The sequence below is a fragment of the Siccirubricoccus soli genome, from assembly GCF_024178315.1.
GTDB lineage: Bacteria > Pseudomonadota > Alphaproteobacteria > Acetobacterales > Acetobacteraceae > Siccirubricoccus > Siccirubricoccus soli.
Window position 1 is genome coordinate 52,976 of sequence record NZ_JAMZIK010000010.1, and the last position, 16,344, is coordinate 69,319.

Annotated in this window: 14 protein-coding genes; 4 read left to right on the forward strand and 10 right to left on the reverse strand. The window is 70.0% G+C overall.

The genetic code is table 11. The features are described from left to right. Positions 1-6: 6 nt before the first annotated feature. Together NJ376_RS02190 and NJ376_RS02195 are read left to right on the forward strand one after the other, a co-directional pair. The gene (locus tag NJ376_RS02190; protein WP_252951575.1) at positions 7-3,195 is read left to right on the forward strand and encodes an efflux RND transporter permease subunit; all 3,189 of its coding nucleotides are present in this window, start codon (positions 7-9) and stop codon (positions 3,193-3,195) included. Positions 3,196-3,303: 108 nt separating this feature from the next. Then, on the forward strand, positions 3,304-5,622 hold the full coding sequence (locus NJ376_RS02195; RefSeq protein ID WP_252951576.1) for a xanthine dehydrogenase family protein molybdopterin-binding subunit: 2,319 nt from the start codon (positions 3,304-3,306) through the stop codon (positions 5,620-5,622). Positions 5,623-5,744: 122 nt separating this feature from the next. Here the strand turns inward: NJ376_RS02195 and NJ376_RS02200 are convergent, their stop codons facing one another. The 3 genes from NJ376_RS02200 to NJ376_RS02210 all read right to left on the reverse strand — a co-directional run bounded on the left by NJ376_RS02200 (position 5,745) and on the right by NJ376_RS02210 (position 8,103). Further along, positions 5,745-6,377, reverse strand: a complete 633-nt coding sequence (locus tag NJ376_RS02200) for a hypothetical protein (RefSeq protein ID WP_252951577.1) — start codon at positions 6,375-6,377, stop codon at positions 5,745-5,747. 214 nt (positions 6,378-6,591) lie between these two features. Beyond that, positions 6,592-7,068, reverse strand: a complete 477-nt coding sequence (locus NJ376_RS02205) for a MarR family winged helix-turn-helix transcriptional regulator (protein ID WP_252951578.1) — start codon at positions 7,066-7,068, stop codon at positions 6,592-6,594. A gap of 102 nt (positions 7,069-7,170) precedes the next feature. Next, positions 7,171-8,103 carry a class I SAM-dependent methyltransferase gene (locus tag NJ376_RS02210; RefSeq protein WP_252951580.1) on the reverse strand — a complete coding sequence of 311 codons (933 nt, stop codon included), beginning with the start codon at positions 8,101-8,103 and terminating at the stop codon, positions 7,171-7,173. An 80-nt stretch (positions 8,104-8,183) separates the two neighbouring features. Between NJ376_RS02210 and NJ376_RS02215 the strand changes: the two genes are divergently transcribed. Then, positions 8,184-9,371 carry a M20 aminoacylase family protein gene (locus tag NJ376_RS02215; RefSeq protein WP_252951583.1) on the forward strand — a complete coding sequence of 396 codons (1,188 nt, stop codon included), beginning with the start codon at positions 8,184-8,186 and terminating at the stop codon, positions 9,369-9,371. Here NJ376_RS02215 and NJ376_RS02220 read toward each other — a convergent pair. From NJ376_RS02220 to NJ376_RS02250, 7 genes are all read right to left on the reverse strand, one after another. Next, on the reverse strand, positions 9,317-10,384 hold the full coding sequence (locus NJ376_RS02220) for a M48 family metalloprotease (protein ID WP_252951585.1): 1,068 nt from the start codon (positions 10,382-10,384) through the stop codon (positions 9,317-9,319). The two genes, NJ376_RS02215 and NJ376_RS02220, sit on opposite strands and share 55 nt — an antisense overlap. Before the next feature lie 23 nt (positions 10,385-10,407). Next, entirely contained in the window at positions 10,408-11,691 is a 1,284-nt protein-coding gene (locus tag NJ376_RS02225; RefSeq protein ID WP_252951587.1) for an aspartate aminotransferase family protein, read from the reverse strand. 153 nt (positions 11,692-11,844) lie between these two features. Then, on the reverse strand, positions 11,845-12,438 hold the full coding sequence (locus NJ376_RS02230; RefSeq protein WP_252951589.1) for a pyridoxamine 5'-phosphate oxidase family protein: 594 nt from the start codon (positions 12,436-12,438) through the stop codon (positions 11,845-11,847). Positions 12,439-12,462: 24 nt separating this feature from the next. After that, complete coding sequence (locus tag NJ376_RS02235; protein ID WP_252951591.1) at positions 12,463-13,074, reverse strand: glutathione S-transferase family protein; 612 nt, start codon at positions 13,072-13,074, stop codon at positions 12,463-12,465. A 101-nt stretch (positions 13,075-13,175) separates the two neighbouring features. Next, positions 13,176-13,724, reverse strand: coding sequence for a UGSC family (seleno)protein (locus NJ376_RS02240; RefSeq protein WP_252951593.1), 549 nt, complete (start codon positions 13,722-13,724; stop codon positions 13,176-13,178). A 149-nt stretch (positions 13,725-13,873) separates the two neighbouring features. After that, positions 13,874-14,965 carry a hypothetical protein gene (locus tag NJ376_RS02245; RefSeq protein WP_252951595.1) on the reverse strand — a complete coding sequence of 364 codons (1,092 nt, stop codon included), beginning with the start codon at positions 14,963-14,965 and terminating at the stop codon, positions 13,874-13,876. 68 nt (positions 14,966-15,033) lie between these two features. Then, complete coding sequence (locus NJ376_RS02250; protein WP_252951597.1) at positions 15,034-15,939, reverse strand: LysR family transcriptional regulator; 906 nt, start codon at positions 15,937-15,939, stop codon at positions 15,034-15,036. Between the two features lie 64 nt (positions 15,940-16,003). Between NJ376_RS02250 and NJ376_RS02255 the strand changes: the two genes are divergently transcribed. After that, a complete protein-coding gene (locus NJ376_RS02255; RefSeq protein ID WP_252951599.1) occupies positions 16,004-16,330 on the forward strand; it encodes an NIPSNAP family protein in 327 nt (108 codons plus the stop codon). Positions 16,331-16,344 lie beyond the last annotated feature (14 nt).

The following is a 16,344-nucleotide window of genomic DNA, read 5'->3' on the forward strand; positions in this document are numbered from 1 at the left end:
GCCGGCATGATCTCAGGCGTCTTCGTCGACCGGCCGCGGCTGGCGATCGTCATCGCGATCGTCACCACCCTTGCCGGCGCCCTCGCCCTGCTGCGCATCCCCGTCGCGCAATTCCCGGACATCGTGCCGCCCCAGGTCTCGGTGCAGGCCACCTATCCCGGCGCCTCGGCGGCGGTGGTGGAGGCCACCGTCGGGCAGATCATCGAAAGCGCCGTCAACGGCGTCGAGAACATGATCTACATGCGCTCGAACAGCGCCAATGACGGCACCTACCAGCTCAACGTCAGCTTTGCCCTGGGCAGCAACCCGGACATCAACACCGTCAACGTCAACAACCGCATCCAGGCCAACCTGGCCAGGCTGCCGACCGAGGTGCAGCGCGCGGGCCTCATCGTCCGCAAGCAATCCTCCTCGGTGCTGCAATTCATCGCGCTGACCTCGACCAACCCGGACCACCCGCCGCTCTTCCTCTCGAACTACGCCACGATCAACATGATCGACCGGCTGGCGCGGGTGCCGGGCGTCGGCCAGGTGAACCTGTTCGGCGCGCAGAACTACTCCATGCGCGTCTGGTTCGAGATCGACCGGCTGACCAGCCTGAACCTGACGCCGCAGGACATCGTCACGGCGATCCAGAGCCAGAACATCCAGGCCGCGGTCGGCCGCATCGGCGCCCAGCCGATGCCGGACAGCCAGCAATTCCAGATGAACATCCAGACGCTCGGCCGTCTGGTGACGCCGGAGCAATTCGGCAACATCGTCATCCGCGCCAACCCCGACGGCTCCGTGCTGCGGGTGCGGGACGTGGCGCGGGTGGAGCTCGGCGCCCAGGCGCAGGACACGGTCAGCCGGCTGAACGGCCAGCCGGCCATCACCATGGGCGTCTATCTTTCCCCGGGCGCCAATGCCGTCTCGGTCTCCGCCGCCATGACGGCGACGCTCGACGAGCTGGCGACCCGCTTCCCGGAGGGGATGAAGGCGCAGGTCCTCTATGACAGCTCGACCTTCGTCGTGGACACGATCCAGGAGGTCATCAAGACGCTGCTGGAGGCCTTCGTCCTCGTCGTCGTCGTGGTCTACCTCTTCCTCGGCAGCTTCCGGGCGACGCTGATCCCGACCATCGCGGTGCCGGTCAGCCTCATCGGCTCCTTCGCCATCCTGCTCAGCATCGGCTACAGCGCCAACACCATCTCGCTGCTCGCCATGGTGCTCGCCATCGGCATCGTCGTGGACGACGCCATCGTGGTGGTGGAGAATGTCGAGCGGGTGATGGAGGAGCACCCGGACTGGACGCCGGCCCGGGCGGTGAAGCAGGCGATGGCGGAGATCACCGCGCCGATCATCGCCATCACCCTGGTGCTGCTCTCGGTCTTCGTCCCCATCGCCTTCATCCCGGGCCTGTCCGGCGTGCTGTTCCGGCAGTTCGCGGTGACCATCTCGGCGGCGATGGTGATCTCGGCGATCAACGCCCTCACCCTCTCCCCCGCGCTCTGCGTGCTGTTCCTGCGGCATACCGGGCCGAAGCGCGGCCCCATCAAGTACGTGCTGCGCGGCATCGACAAGGTGCGGGACGGCTATGCGGGCATCGTGCGGCGCATCGTCCGCATCTCGGTGCTCTCGCTGGTCATCACGGCGGGGCTCGCCTTCGCGATCTTCACCATCGGCAGCAAGACGCCGCAGGGCTTCCTCCCGCAGGAGGATCAGGGCACTTTCTTCGTCCAGGTCTCCCTGCCCCAGGCCGCCTCCCTCTCCCGCACCCGCGCCTCGGTGGAGCAGGTGGAGGGCATCCTGAAGCAGATCCCGGCGGTGGAGAACGTGCTCTCCATCGTCGGCTTCTCCCTCATCGACCAGGGGGCGCAGTCCAACTCCGCCTTCATCGTCGCCCGGCTCAGGCCCTTCGAGGACCGCACCGCGGCGGCCGACAGCGTCTTCGCCTCCATCGGCCGGGTCTTCCAGGCCGGCGCCGCGGTGAATACCGCGACCGTCGTCGCCTTCAACCTGCCGCCGATCATCGGCCTCGGCACTGGCGGCGGCTTCGAATACCAGCTCCAGGACCTGGCGGGGCGCGACCCGGCAGAGCTCGGCAGCGCCATGCTCGGCCTCGTCGTCGCGGCCAACCAGGATCCGCGGCTGCAGCAGGTCTTCTCCACCTTCTCGGCCGCCACCCCCTCCATCTACCTGGACGTGGACCGGGACAAGGCGCAGGCGCTCGGCGTGCCCATCAGCTCCATCTTCTCGGCGCTGCAGGCCTCGCTGGGCGGGTTCTACGTGAACGACCTCAACCTGTTCGGCCGTACCTGGCAGGTGAACATCCAGGCGGAGGCGCAGGACCGCAACGAGATCGAGGATATCTGGCGCATCCGGGTGCGCAGCAACAACGGCAGCATGGTGCCGCTGCGCGCCGTGGCGGATGTGCGGATCGTGGTCGGGCCGCAGACCATCAGCCGCTACAACAACTACCGCGCGGTGCTGGTCAACGGCTCGCCGCGCGCCGGCGTCTCCTCCGGCGATGCGCTGGCGGCGATGGAGCAGCTTTCCGCCCGCGTGCTGCCGGCGGGCTACGGCTTCGAATGGACCGGCACGGCCTACCAGGAGAAGCTGGCGGCGGGGCAGACCATCTACGTCGTCGCGCTGGCGGTGCTGTTCGCCTACCTCTTCCTCGTCGCGCTCTATGAGAGCTGGACCATTCCGGTGCCGGTGCTCATGTCCGTGGTGGTGGGCGGGCTCGGCTCCTTCCTCGCCATCCAGATCGCGGGGCTCAGCCTCGACGTCTATGCGCAGATCGGTCTCGTCGTGCTGATCGCGCTGGCGGCGAAGAACGGCATCCTCATCATCGAATTCGCCAAGGAGGCGCGGGAGCGCGGCATGCCCATCCGGGATGCGGCCATCGAGGGTTCCCGCCTCCGCTTCCGCGCGGTGATGATGACCTCCATCGCCTTCTGCCTCGGCCTGGTGCCGCTGGTGACGGCGACGGGGGCGGCCATGCTCTCCCGCCGCGCCGTGGGCACGCCGGTCTTCGGCGGCATGCTCGCCGCCTCCCTCGTCGGCATCTTCATGATCCCGATGCTCTACGTCGTGTTCCAGACGGTGCGGGAGAGGGTGAAGGGCTGGTTCGGGGTGGCGCCGGAAACCCATGGGCCCGGCCAGGGCCCCGGCCCGGCGCCGGACAAGAAGGACAGCGCCCGGGCGCACTAGGCCCGCCGCCCCGGCGCCGCGCTGCGGCGCCGGGGACCTGCCCCCTTCCCCTCAGGGGCGCAGGTGACGGATGATGGGGGCAAGACCGATCTCGGGAGAGAGGCACCCATGGCCAAATTCGGGCTGAGCCAGCCGCTGCGCCGCATCGAGGACCCCCGGCTGCTGAAGGGCGGCGGCCGCTACACGGATGACATCGCGCCGGAGGGCACGGTGCGCGGCGTGGTCCTGCGCAGCCCGCATGCCGCGGCGAGGATCCTCTCCATCGACACCGCCCCGGCCCTGGCCATCCCCGGCGTGCTGGCGGTGTTCACCGCCAAGGATTGGGAGGAGCAGGGCCTCGGCGAGATCCCCTGCGTCATCCCGCTGAAGAACGCCGACGGCACGAGCCGCGCCGCGACGCCGCGCGGCGCGCTGGCCAAGGACCAAGTGCGCCATGTCGGCGATCCCGTCGCCTTCGTGGTGGCGGAGACGCTGCAGGCGGCGCGCGACGGTGCCGAGGCCGTCCTGGTGGATTACGACCTGCTGCCCTCCGCCACCGACCTCGCCACCGCCCACCAGCCGGGCGCGCCGCTGGTGTGGGACGGCATCCCGAACAACATCGCCTTCGACTGGGAGACCGGCGACAAGGCGAAGGCGGATGCGCTTTTCGCCCAGGCGGCGCATGTGACGAAGCTGCGGGTGGTGAACAACCGCGTTGTCGTCGCCTCCATGGAGGTGCGGGCCGCCACCGCGGAATACGACGCGGCGGAGGAGAAATTCACCCTCACCTGCGGCACCCAGGGAAGCTGGCTGGTGAAGGACCTGCTGGCGGGCAGCGTGTTCAACCTGCCGCCGGAGAAATTCCGCGTGGTCACCCCGGATGTCGGCGGCGGCTTCGGCATGAAGCTCTACCTCTATGCCGAATACGCCCTGGTCTGCATGGCCGCCCGTGCCCTGCGGCGCCCGGTGAAGTGGATCAGCGAGCGGACCGAGGCCTTCCAGTCCGACACCCATGGCCGCGACAACATCACGGAGGCCGAGCTGGCGCTGGACAAGGACGGCAAGTTCCTGGCGCTGCGCACCACCAACTACGCCAATATGGGCGCCTACCTGAACACCTTCGCGCCGATGATCCCGACCATGGCGGGCACCAAGGTGCTGGCCAGCGTTTATGATTTCCAGGCCATCCACGCCCATGTCATCGGCGTGCTCACCCATACCGTGCCGGTGGACGCCTATCGCGGCGCCGGGCGGCCGGAGAGCAATTACGTGGTGGAGCGGGTGATCGACGCCGCGGCGCGGGAGCTGGGCATCGACCGGATCGAGCTGCGCCGCCGCAACATGGTGCCGCAGAACGCCATGCCCTACGTCTCCGCCATGGGCCAGCGCTATGACAGCGGCGATTTCGCCACGGTGCTGGATGCGGCGCTGCAGAAGGTGGACTGGGCCGGCTTCGCCGCGCGCAAGGCGGCCTCGGAGGCGCAGGGCAAGCGGCGCGGCATCGGTCTTGCCTACTACCTGGAAGCGACCGGTGGCGGACCGACGGAACGCGCCGAGGTGCGCTTCGCCGCCGATGGCTTCGCCGAGGTCCTGGTCGGCACCCAGAGCACCGGCCAGGGGCACGAAACCGCCTATGCCATGCTGACCAGCCATGAGCTCGGCATCCCGATCGAGAAGATCCGCATCGTCCAGGGCGATTCGGATCAGATCCCGACCGGCGGCGGCACCGGCGGCGCGCGCAGCCTCTACTCCGAGGGCCAGGCGATCCTGCTCACCACCGCGACGGTGATCGAGAAGGGCAAGCAGGCGGCCTCCGAGCATCTGGAAGCCGCGGTGTCCGACATCGAATTCACCCAGCAGGGCGGCCGCTTCACCGTGGTCGGCACCGATCGCGGCGTGGACATCCTCGAGCTCGCCCGCATCCAGCGCGAGCGCGCGTCGAAGGGCGAGCCGGCGACCCTGCTGGACGCGGCGGAGGTGGCGGAGATCAAATCCCACACCTTCCCCAATGGCTGCCACATCGCGGAAGTGGAGGTGGAGCCGGAGACCGGCCTCGTCACCGTGGCGCGCTATGTCGTGGTGGATGATGTGGGGCACGCCATCAACCCGATGATTGTGCGCGGCCAGGTGCATGGCGGCGTGGCGCAGGGCATCGGCCAGGCGGTGCTGGAGCGCACGGCCTATGACCCGGAAAGCGGCCAGCTTCTCACCGCCTCCTTCCAGGACTACGCGCTGCCGCGGGCGGAGGATCTGCCGGATATCGAGGTGGAGTTCGTCTCCATCCCCTGCGAGACCAATCCGCTCGGCGTGAAGGGCGCGGGCGAGGCAGGGGCGGTCGGCTCGCCGCCGGCGCTGATGAATGCGCTGGTGGATGCGCTCTCCGGCGCGCATAGCGACAGGCCGGCGACGCCGGAAAGCGTGTGGAAGGCGATCAAGGCGGCGGCGTAAGGCCGAGGGGGACGCTGTCCCCCTCGGGCTCCCCCTGCCAAAGGCCGAAGGGCCTTTGGAAACCGGGAGTCTTCCGGCCCGGGGTGAACCCTATGCGTTCAAGCCCCGGGTGCGGCGCTCCTTCAGCGCGCCACGAAATTCTCGATCTGGCAGGCATTCACGCCGCGGCGCTCCTGGCTCTGCCCGCCCTCCATCACCCAGCGCATGTCGTAGGTGCATTCGCCCTGGGGCAGGCGGACGGCAAAGCGGTTACCGGGCTGCACCACCTCATCGCCCAGCCGGTCCGGCCCCCAATTGCTCTGGGAGGAGGGCGAGGCATAGAATTCCTCGATCACCCGGCCGGTCTGGTTCAGCAGGTAGAAGCTGGGGTTGCCCTGCTCCCCGCCGCCGCGCGGCGGGCGGGCCTGCTGCTGCGGCCCCGGGCCGGTATTGCCGCCCAGCACCACATCGGTCAGGGCGCAGGTGTTCAGGTTCCGCCGCTCCTCCGCCGTGTTGTTCTGGTAGACGATGCGGATGTCGTAGACGCACTGCCCATTCGCCGGCAGGCGGACGATATGCGTGCCGCCCGGCGCGATGACGGAGGTGCCGAGCCTGTCATGCCCCCAGCTTCGCTCGCTGGACGGCGAGGCATAGACCTCATTCACCGTATTGGGCGTGTTGTTGACGATCCTGAAGGAGGGATCGTTGGATTGGGCCAGGGCCGTGCCGGCGGCCGAGGCCAGGCAGAGCGCGGCAAGCAGCGCGCGACGGAGCATGCGGAACCTCCCTTGGGCAGCGGCGGCAGGCTAGAGCAATAATCTGCCAGGTGGAATCACCCGCGGGGATGTCCTGCCCTGCAAGTTATAATGTCCAGAACAGCTTATGCCCGGGCCGGTGAATTGCGCCGCATCCCTCGGCCGCAGGCTGCGCCGGCAACGGCTGGCCCGCCGGACTGGCGGGTGCTGACGGGTGCTGGGGCGGGCCCGTGCGTCAATCCGGCCCGTCTGCCGCCGCCTCGGCGCCCATCTCCGCCAGCCTTGCCTCCAGCCGGTCCAGCACGGCCTGCAGCGCGGCGGCCTCGGCAGGGCTGAAGCCGGCCAGCAGCTCCACCTCCAGCGCCCTGGCATGCGGCACGATGCCGGCATGGATGCGGGCGCCCTCCGCCGTCATCGCCAGCCGCTGCACGCGGCGATCCGCCGCATCTTCCGTCCGTTCCACCAGCCCGCGGTCCAGCAGCAGCTTCACCGCCCGGCTGACCTTCACCTTGTCCATCGCCGTGCGCTCGGCGACCTCGGTGGCCGAAAGCCCGCCGAACCGCCCCAGCACCGCCAGCACCCGCCATTCCGGCACGCTCAGCCCGAAGGCCTCCGCATAGCGCCGGGCGAACAGCCGCGACGCCCGGTTGGCGACGACGGAGAGCCGGTAGGGCAGGAACGCCTCCAGCACGAATGCGCTGCGATGCCGCAAGCCCTCACCCTCCCCGCCTGACGGTTGCCGAACCCAGGGATGCGAGGGGCCCTTCGGGCCTTGCCGGGAGAGCGCAAGAGGGCAGCGCCCTCTCGCCCTGTGTCAGCCCGGCCGGAGCTCCAGCGTGGCCCGCGCCACCAAATCGTCCCCTGCCGGCCGCATGGCATCCGGGTGCGGCCGCCGCGGCCCCGGGGGCCGCTTCGGCCACACCACCGCCTCGGTCACCTGCACCGCGAACCCCGCCCGCCGGAAGCGCGAGGCCATGGCCGAAAGCCCCAGCCGATTGACGTAGATCCCCGCCCGCCCGACCAGCGGGCTGGCCCAGAATTGGTCGCTGAAGCGCAGATGCTGCAGCCCGCCGCCCAGATGATCCTGGAAATCCACCGTATGCAGGCCAAGCCCGTCCGGCGCCGTCACCCGGCGGAGCTGCGCCATCAGCGGTGCCAGATCCTCCCGCCGCACATGCTCCAGCACCGCCTCGCTCACCACCAGGTCCACCGAGCCGTCCGGAATGGCGGAGAGCGCCGCCGGCCCGCCGATCAGCAGCCTGGCATGGCTGCGGGCCAGCACCGCGGCGCGGTCGGCGCAGCCGGAGAGGTCCGGCGACATCACGCCATGCAGCCGGCCGGTGGCGGCGGCCGCCAGGTAGGGCCCGGCCTCCCGCGGCGCACTGTCCGAAGGGTCCACGAACCAGATGCATTCGGCGCCGAGCCCGGCGAGCAGCGGCGCCCGCAGCACCATCCGCCCCGGCCCCACTTCCAGCAGGGTGCGGGGGCGGCGGCCCAGCAGCTCCGTCGCCCGCTGGAACCAGGCTTGCGGCGTGCCGACCAGCTTGGCGGGGTCGGAGGCGCCGAAGGAGGGACGGGCGAGGCCCAGCATGCGCGCCCGGGCGCCATGCACCCCGATGGCGGCGAGGCCGAGCTTCACCCCGAGCTTGATGTACCAGGGCACCGGCATGCCGCGCGAGAGGCCGCGCGGGGCTTCCACCAGCCGCCGCGGCCGCGCCGCTTCCTCCGCCAGATGTGCCATGACCATGGGATGACTTGCCTCTGCGGGGTTTCTTAGCGCAACGGCCGGGATTTGCCCATCTTTCCTAGACGGCCGATATTACCAGGATGCTGCCCGACCGCCCGACCCCGATCGACCATATCCGCCGCCACCAGGCGGAGCTGACCGCCTGGCGCCGCGACTTCCACGCCCATCCCGAGACCGGGTTCCAGGAGGTCCGCACCAGCGCCCTGGTCGCCGAGCGGCTGGAGGCCATGGGGATCGAGGTGCATCGCGGCATCGGCCGCACCGGCGTCGTCGGCGTGCTGCGCAACGGGCGGGGCAACCGCGCCATCGGCCTCCGCGCCGACATGGATGCGCTGGACATGCCGGAGGCGAACGAGTTCGCCCATCGCAGCACCATCCCCGGCAAGATGCATGGCTGCGGCCATGACGGCCACACCACCATGCTGCTCGGCGCCGCCAAATACCTGGCGGAGACCCGGAATTTCGACGGCATCGTGCATTTCATCTTCCAGCCGGCGGAGGAAGGCACGGGCGGCGCCCAGGCCATGGTGGCGGAAGGGCTGTTCGAGCGCTTCCCCTGCGACGCGGTCTATGGGCTGCACAACCGGCCGGGCATGCCGGTCGGCCATTACGGCATCTGCACCGGGCCGATGATGGCCGGCTGCGGCTTCTTCGACCTCGAGATCCGGGGCAAGGGCGGCCATGGCGCGCGGCCGGAGACCACGGTGGACCCGGTGGTCTGCGGCGCCGCCATCGTTTCCGCCTTCCAGTCCATCGTCGCCCGCAACGTGGCGCCGAACGACACGGCGGTGGTGAGCGTGACGGGCTTCTCCGCCGGCACGGCCTATAACGTGATCCCGGAGAAGGTGGCGCTGCGCGGCACAGTCCGGGCCTTCCGGACGGAGACGATGCGGCTGGTGGAGGCGCGGATGCGGGCGCTGGCCACCGCCATCGCCAGCGGCCATGGCGCGACGGCGGAGCTGACCTTCCGCGAGATCGCCGTGCCGGTGGTGAACGGCGCGGAACAGACCGCGCTGATTGCCGATGCCGCCGCCGCCATGGTGGGAGAGGCGCAGCTGGACCGGAACCGCACCCCCGCCATGGGTTCCGAGGATTTCTCCTACATGCTGGCGGAGCGGCCGGGGGCTTACATCCTGGTCGGCAATGGCGAGGGCGAGGCGGGCGGCTGCGAGGTGCACAACCCGCGCTATGACTTCAACGACGAAGCCATCCCCTATGGCGCCGGCATCCTGGCCGCGGTGGTGGAGAAGGAGCTGCCCAAGGGCTGAGGCGACAGGTCCCGTCCGCCGGCATAGCGGGCGAGGGCCGCGATCCGCTCCTCCAGCGTCGGGTGGGTGGCGAGCCAGGCATGGCCCAGCACCCCCTCCTCGCTGTCCAGCAGCATGGCCTGCAGCGAGGCGGGCAGGCGCGGCATGGCGGAATGCCCGGCAACCTTGCGCAGCGCGGCGATCATCGCATCCGGGTCCCGCGTCAGCTCCACCGCCCCGGCATCGGCGAGGAATTCCCGGTTGCGGGAGAGGGCGAAGCGCAGCCCGATCACCGCCAGATGCGCCAGCACGATCAGCAGCAGCGCGAGCAGCAGCAGCACGATGGCGGCACCGCCCCCGCCCTTCCCGCTGCTGCTGTCGGATGACGAGGAAGAGGAGGAACGGCGCCGGGGCAGGCCGATCCGCCAGGGCTCCGCCAGGCTGCGGCCGCTGCGGAAGATCACCTGGAAGGGCAGGGAAATAATGCCGGCGAAGACCGCCGCCACCACGGCAAGCCGGGCATCACCGTTGCGGATATGCGTCAGCTCATGCGCCAGCACCGCCTCCAGCTCGCGGTCGTCCAACGCCTCGAGGAGGCCGGTGGTGACGGTGACGGCACCCTGGCGGGCAGAGAGGCCGGAGGCGAAGGCGTTGCGCGCCGGGCTGTCGATGACGGCGAGCCGCGGCATCCGCATGCCGCGGCTGATGGCCAGGTTCTCCAGCGCGTTCCACAGCCGCGGCTGCTCCTGCCGGGTCACTGGGCGGGCGCCGCTCAGCCCATCCAGGATGCGCTGGTGCAGCGCCCAGGCGATGAGGAACCAGAGCAGGCTGGCCGCCACCAGGATGGGCAGCACAACGGGAAGCTGCCGCAGCGCCGCCGCCAACCCGCCCACCACATCCTCCGCCGCGAAGGCGACGAGCAGCAGGGCGACGGCGTAGCCCAGCACCAGCAGCAGCACGGGGAAGCCCGCCAGCAGCAGGGCGGTCTTCCACCAATTGTTCCAGATCCAGCTCCGGAGCCCGAAGGCGCCCATATGGCCCGGACCCCGCCCCCGGCCTACCGCGCCGGCAGGCTGGCCAGCGCCTTGGCGAAGGCCGAGAGCGTCTGGTCGCAGTCCCGCGCATCATGCGCGGTGGAGAGGTAGTATTTGCTGTCGCCCTTCAGGATGCCGCTCTCCCGCAGGCTGGCATTCACCGCCTTGGCGATATTCGCGTCGGCGCGCATGACGGCGCGGTAGTCGCGCAGTTCCTCGGCGCTGAACACCACGTCGAACAGCGTCGGCTCGCCCAGCACCTGGCCTGGCACGCCGCGCTGCTTCAGCAGCCCGGCCAGCTCCGCCATCATCTTCCGGCCATAGGCGAGGACGCCGTCATAGGCGCCGGGGCGCTTCAGGATCTCCAGCGTCTTCAGCCCGGCCACCGCGGCGACGGGGTTGCCGGAGAGGGTGCCGACCTGCATGAGAAAGCCGTCATCCCCCACCAGCCCGCGGTCGAAATGCGCCATGATGTCGGCCCGGCCGGCGATGGCCGCCAGGGCGAAGCCGCCGCCGACGATTTTTCCCAGCGTGCAGAGGTCCGGGGTGACGCCGTAATAGCTTTGCGCGCCGCCATAGCAGAAGCGGAAGCCGGTGACGACCTCGTCGAAGATCAGCGGAATGCCGTATTGCGCGGTGATCTCGCGCAGCCCCTGGAGGAAGCCGGGGGCGGGCGGGATCAGGCGCTGGAAGGGCTCGACGATCACGCCGCCGAGCTCGTCATGATGTGCCGCGATCATCGCCTTCGCGGTCTCGAGGTCGTTGAAGGGGGCGACCAGCACCTCCTCCTGGATCGACTTCGGGATGCCGGCGGAATCCGGCACGGCGACGGGGAAATTCGCCAGCCGCTTCGGCGCCAAGCTCATCAGCCCCCAATCGGACATGCCGTGGTAGCCGCCCTCGAATTTCAGGATGCGGTCGCGCTTGCGGAAGGCGCGGGCGACGCGCATGGCGTACATGTCGGCCTCGGAGCCGGTGCTGACGAAGCGGACGCGCTCGGCGCAGGGCAGCGCCTCCGTCAGCACCTCGGCCAGGCGGATGCCGTGCTCATTATTGGCGAAGAAGGTGCAGCCCTTCGGGATCTGCGCCTGGACGGCCTCGATCACCTCGGGATGGCCATGGCCGAGGAACATCGGGCCGGAGCCGAGCAGGTAGTCGATGTATTCCTTGCCGGAGACATCCCAGACCCGGCCGCCCTTGCCCTCGCGGATGATGACCTCCGGCGCGAAATTGCCGAAGCCGCCGGCGGGCAGCACGCGCCTGGCGGCTGCGGCGAGGTCGGTGTCCGGGCTGGCGATCACGTTCATCTGGCGAGCTCCTGCTGCTGCGGCGAGGCTAGAGCAGAACCGGATGGCGCGGAACCGGCCGAGGGCCCCGGAAAGCACCGGCCCTGGCCCGGCCTGCCGCCGAAGGCGCCATGGGCTGCCTGCAACGCCGCCACGGCGCCCCCTTGCGGCCGCCTACTGGCGATGCGGGTCGTCCTTCGGCAGCAGCGGGCGGATATAGTCGCGCCCCTTCCATTCCGGCGCTGGCGCGCTGCCATCCGGCCCCGGCAGGTAGGGCGAGGGCGTCGCCTGGCCGAAGCCCGGGATATAGCGCGGGCAGTTCGGAAAGATGTCCGTCACCGCCACCCGCACCAGCCGCTGCGCCCCGGGGATGGCGGCGATCCGCGCCGCATCCTCCACCAGCGCCGCCCGGCCGCGCAGCCTGAGGCGCAGCGAGCGCCCATCCATCGGCAGGAACAGCATGCCGATCGGCGGGCTGAGCGCGATGTTGCCGAGCGAGAGATACATCGAATTGCCGTCATAGTCCGGCCATTCCAGCTCGGCCGGGCCGGTGACGCGGACGAAGCCGGGCGGCCCGCCCTTGAAGCTGCAATCCACCGCGCCCTCCGCCGCCGTGGCCAGGAAGAAGAAGGGCGCGGCCTCGATCATCGCCACATGCTCGGGCTGGAAGGCCGCCACCCGGCGGCGGGCCTCCAGCGCATCCGCCACGCGGCGACCGTCGAAGCGGTCCTGGAGGGCGCGATGGCCGTGGTGAAACAGGTGGGACATCGGCGCTCCGGGACCGGGTGGGGCTCAGGCCTGCGCGCTGGGCCGCGCCGCCATCATCGCATGATGCGCCGCAATGGCCTTGAATTCCGGGTTGATCGGCTGCCTCACCTGATTGCCGAAATCGAGGAAGGCGAAGAGCAGGATATCCGCCAGGGTCAGCCTCTCCTGGCAGACGAATTGGCGCCCCGCCAGCATCTGGTCCAGCTTCGCGAGATTGTCCTGGGCTATGGCCTTCAGCCCCTCCGCCGCCTCCGGCAGGCAGCGCACCCGGTCCTTGAACAGCTTCAGCCCCTGGCTGAAGCGGAAGCCGTTGGTCAGAGGCTCCACGATGTTGAGGTCGATGCGCCGCACCCACATGCGGGTCTCCGCCCGCTGCTGCGGCGTGGCGCCGATCAGCGAGGGGCCGGGCGTGATCTCGTCCAGGTATTCGCAGATGGGAATGATCTCGGAGAGGTGGCTGCCATCGTCCAGCTCCAGGCAGGGCATCTGCCCCATCGGGTTGCGGGCGAGGTGCGGCGGCTGGCGGTTCTCCCCGCCCATCAGGTCCAGGGTCACGCGCGGCACTTCGACGCCGCGCTCCGCCATGAAGATGCGCACGACCCGCGGGTTGGGGCCGATGGAATCGTAGAGCTTCATGGCGTGCCTCCCTGGTGGTGGTCTTGCCGGGGAGGCTAGAGCAATATCCGATCAGGTGGAATTACCTGATCGGATATCCTGCTCCGGCAGCCGGCGCGGCCTCAGCGCCCGAGCCAGACCGCCTCCGCCTGGGTCTCGATCTGCCGGACGCGGGCCGCCACCTCCTCTGCGGTGATGGAGCTGACCGGGTGGTCGATGACCACGGGCCTAAGGCCGGGCATGCCCAGCGCCACGCGGGTCAGCGCCGTCTCCTTCTCGAATTCCGTGGTGATGATGCAGGCGGCGGCGACGCCCAGCCGCTCCAGCGCGATGCTGTCGCGCACGCAGCAGGAGCAACAGGAGCCGCAATCGCCGATGGCGGTCAGCACGATGTCGCATTCCGCGGCGATCCGCGCAATCAGCTCCGGCGCCGCATCCTTGGAGAAGCTGTGCTTCACGTAGTAATTCGCCGCGGCGAAGGCGAAGCGGCCGCCCAGCGCCGCCTGGGCGCCGCGCAGCAGCTTGTTGGCGTTCCACTTGCTGTTGTCGAGGATGCCGAGGCGAAGCCCGTCCAGCTTCGCCGGGCGCGGGGCGATGGGGGTCTCCGTGCTGTCCACGCGCCCGCGCGGGTCGAAGACGAAGAGCCGGCCGGCGTCGATCTGCTGCAGCATGTCCTTGTTCTCCCGCATTGGCGGCTGTCGAAACCTGTCGCTGTCCGGTGCCCTGGTGCGGCTTTGCCGCACCAGGCTGTGCGAAGCGCCGATCCCGCAGCGACTCCGGGGCCCCCGCGCCGCCACGCAGCGGCGTCGTGGGGAATGAATCAGATGGCGCAGACACCGCTGGCGCAGTCCGGGCCTTCCGGCGCCACGCTCTCGCCCACCGGCTGCATCACCGGCGTGTTCATGTGCCCCCAGCCGGGGATGAAGGCGGAGAAGCGGCCGGCATCGCCGCCCACGACGAACAGGTGGATGTTGTCCGGGCTGGGCACGATGGGGATGCGGCTGTCCGGGTCCCGCTTCACCCATTTCGGCAGGTTGCGGTTGTACACGCGGCCGTAGCGATGATCGCGGCTGATCAGGCGGAAGGCGTTGCCGCTATGCATCCACAGATAATGGCGGATGTCGCTGCGGCTCCAGCCATGCTTGGCGATGGTCCGCGCATGCTCAAGGCCGAGCGCCACGGCGCAATGGCCGGAGAGCACGGCGTTATTGCTGGCGATGGTGCTCATCGCCGAGCAGATGGTGTCGAGGATGCCTTCCGGATCGTTGCACTGGTGGTCGGTGACGCTGTGCGGCGCCTCCGCCGCCATGGCAAACACGGTGCTGTCCTCCGGCTTCCAGCCCTGCTCGACATGATAGGGGGCGAAGGGCGACTGCGCCTCGTTCTCGCAGATGGCGTAGCTGTACTTCGCCGGGTTGCCGAGGGTGCATTTGTCGAGGTCGGGCGGATGCGCCCCGCCGACATTCAGCAGCATCAGGCGGACGGCGCGGCCAATGGTGGCGTTGGCGCGGTTGCCGGGGCCGAAGGCATTGGCGCCGCCATTCATGCCGATGGCGCGCGCCGCCGGCCCGTTCACGATGACCAGCGGCGCCGCCATATGCGTCGTCGCCTGTACGCCGTTCAGGTTGAACAGCGGGTCCATCAGTGCCTGCATGGCGGCGCGCAGCACCGGCGCGTATTCCGGCAGGCAGCCGGCCATGACGGCATTGATGGCCAGCACTTCCCGCGTCAGCACGCCCCAGCGCGGCGCAACCTTGCCTTCCACATGGTCAGGCTCGCCGCCGAGGGCGGCGATGAAGGCCTCCACCTTGGCCTGGGTCGGCGGCACCACGGGCAGCCCATCGGTCCAGCCCTGGGCGAAGTAGTATTCGACGAGATCGGTGCCGGCTTCGGCGGCGGTGGCGATGGACATGGCGCGCCCTCCCTGCCCGGCATCCTGCGCCGCAGCCCCGGTTCTTGCCAGGGGTGAAGCGTTGCCGATTATTCTTGCGTCTGACGCATCAATCCCCGCAGCCTCTCCCGCAACCCGGCCGCGGCCGGGGCCAGTTCCCGCTCCGCCAGGGTGACGATGCCGATGGTGCGGCGTAGCCCCGGCGGCGCCAGGTCCCGCAGCACCAGGCCGGACTCCGCCGGCACGGCCGCGGTCGGGACGATGGCCACGCCCACCCCGGCCCGGACCAGCGCCAGCATGGTGGCGAATTGCGTCACCGTCGCCGCATGGCGCAGCGCCACCCCCGCTGCCGCCGCGGCGCCGTCCAGCAGGCGGCGGGTGCGGGCCTCGGCGGGGAAGGAGATGAGCGGCTCCGCCGCCAGCTCGGCCAGGGTCACGGCGGGCCGCGCCGCCAGGGAATGGCCCGGCGGCAGCACGGCGCGGAACGCCGCCTCCCCCAGCGCCTCGCCTGCCAGCCCCTCCGGCAGCGCTTCCAGATAGGTGATGCCGAGATCGGCGACGCCGCTCCGCACCGCCTCCAGCACGTCGCCATGCACGCCCTCCCGCAGATGCAGCTCCACCCCCGGCCGCGTCGCGCGCCATTCGGCCAGCAGCCGCGGCAAGGGGCCGGCGGCGACGGACATGATGCAGGCGAGGATCACTTGCCCCCGCTGCTCCCCCGCCAGCTCCCGCAGGGAACGGCCGGCGATGCGCAAATCGTTCAGCACGCGCTCCGCCACGGCGACGAATTCCCGCCCCGCCGCGGTCAGCGCCACGCGGCGCGTGCTGCGCTCGAACAGCGCGACGCCCAGCACATCCTCCACGCGCTGGATCAGCCGCGTCAGCGCGGGCTGGGAGAGGCGGAGGCGCGCGGCGGCGGCGACGAAGCTGCGCTCCTCCGCCACCGCCAGCACCGCCTGCAGCTGCCGCGCGCCGAGATCGGGAAGCATCTCCATGCCCCCACTATGGCATGGCGGCCAATGGCGGTAGCATCCGGCGCCCAATGGGAGGGACAACGAGATGGTCTACGAGCTTCGCATCTATCACTGCGTGCCCGGCCGGCTGCCGGCGCTGCTGGACCGCTTCAACTCCATCACCCTGAAGCTGTGGGAGAAGCACGGCATCAAGCAGGCGGGGTTCTGGACCGTGCTGGTCGGCTCCTCCAACCAGGACCTCTATTATCTGCTGGCCTGGGACAGCATGGCGGACCGCGAGAAGAAGTGGAACGCCTTCGCCGCCGATCCGGAATGGCTGACGGCACGCGCGAAGACCGAGGAAAGCGGGCAGATCGTCGCCTCGGTCGAGAACCTTTTTCTTGCGCCGACCGCCTTCTCCTCGGTGAAGTAGGCCAGTGGCCTGAG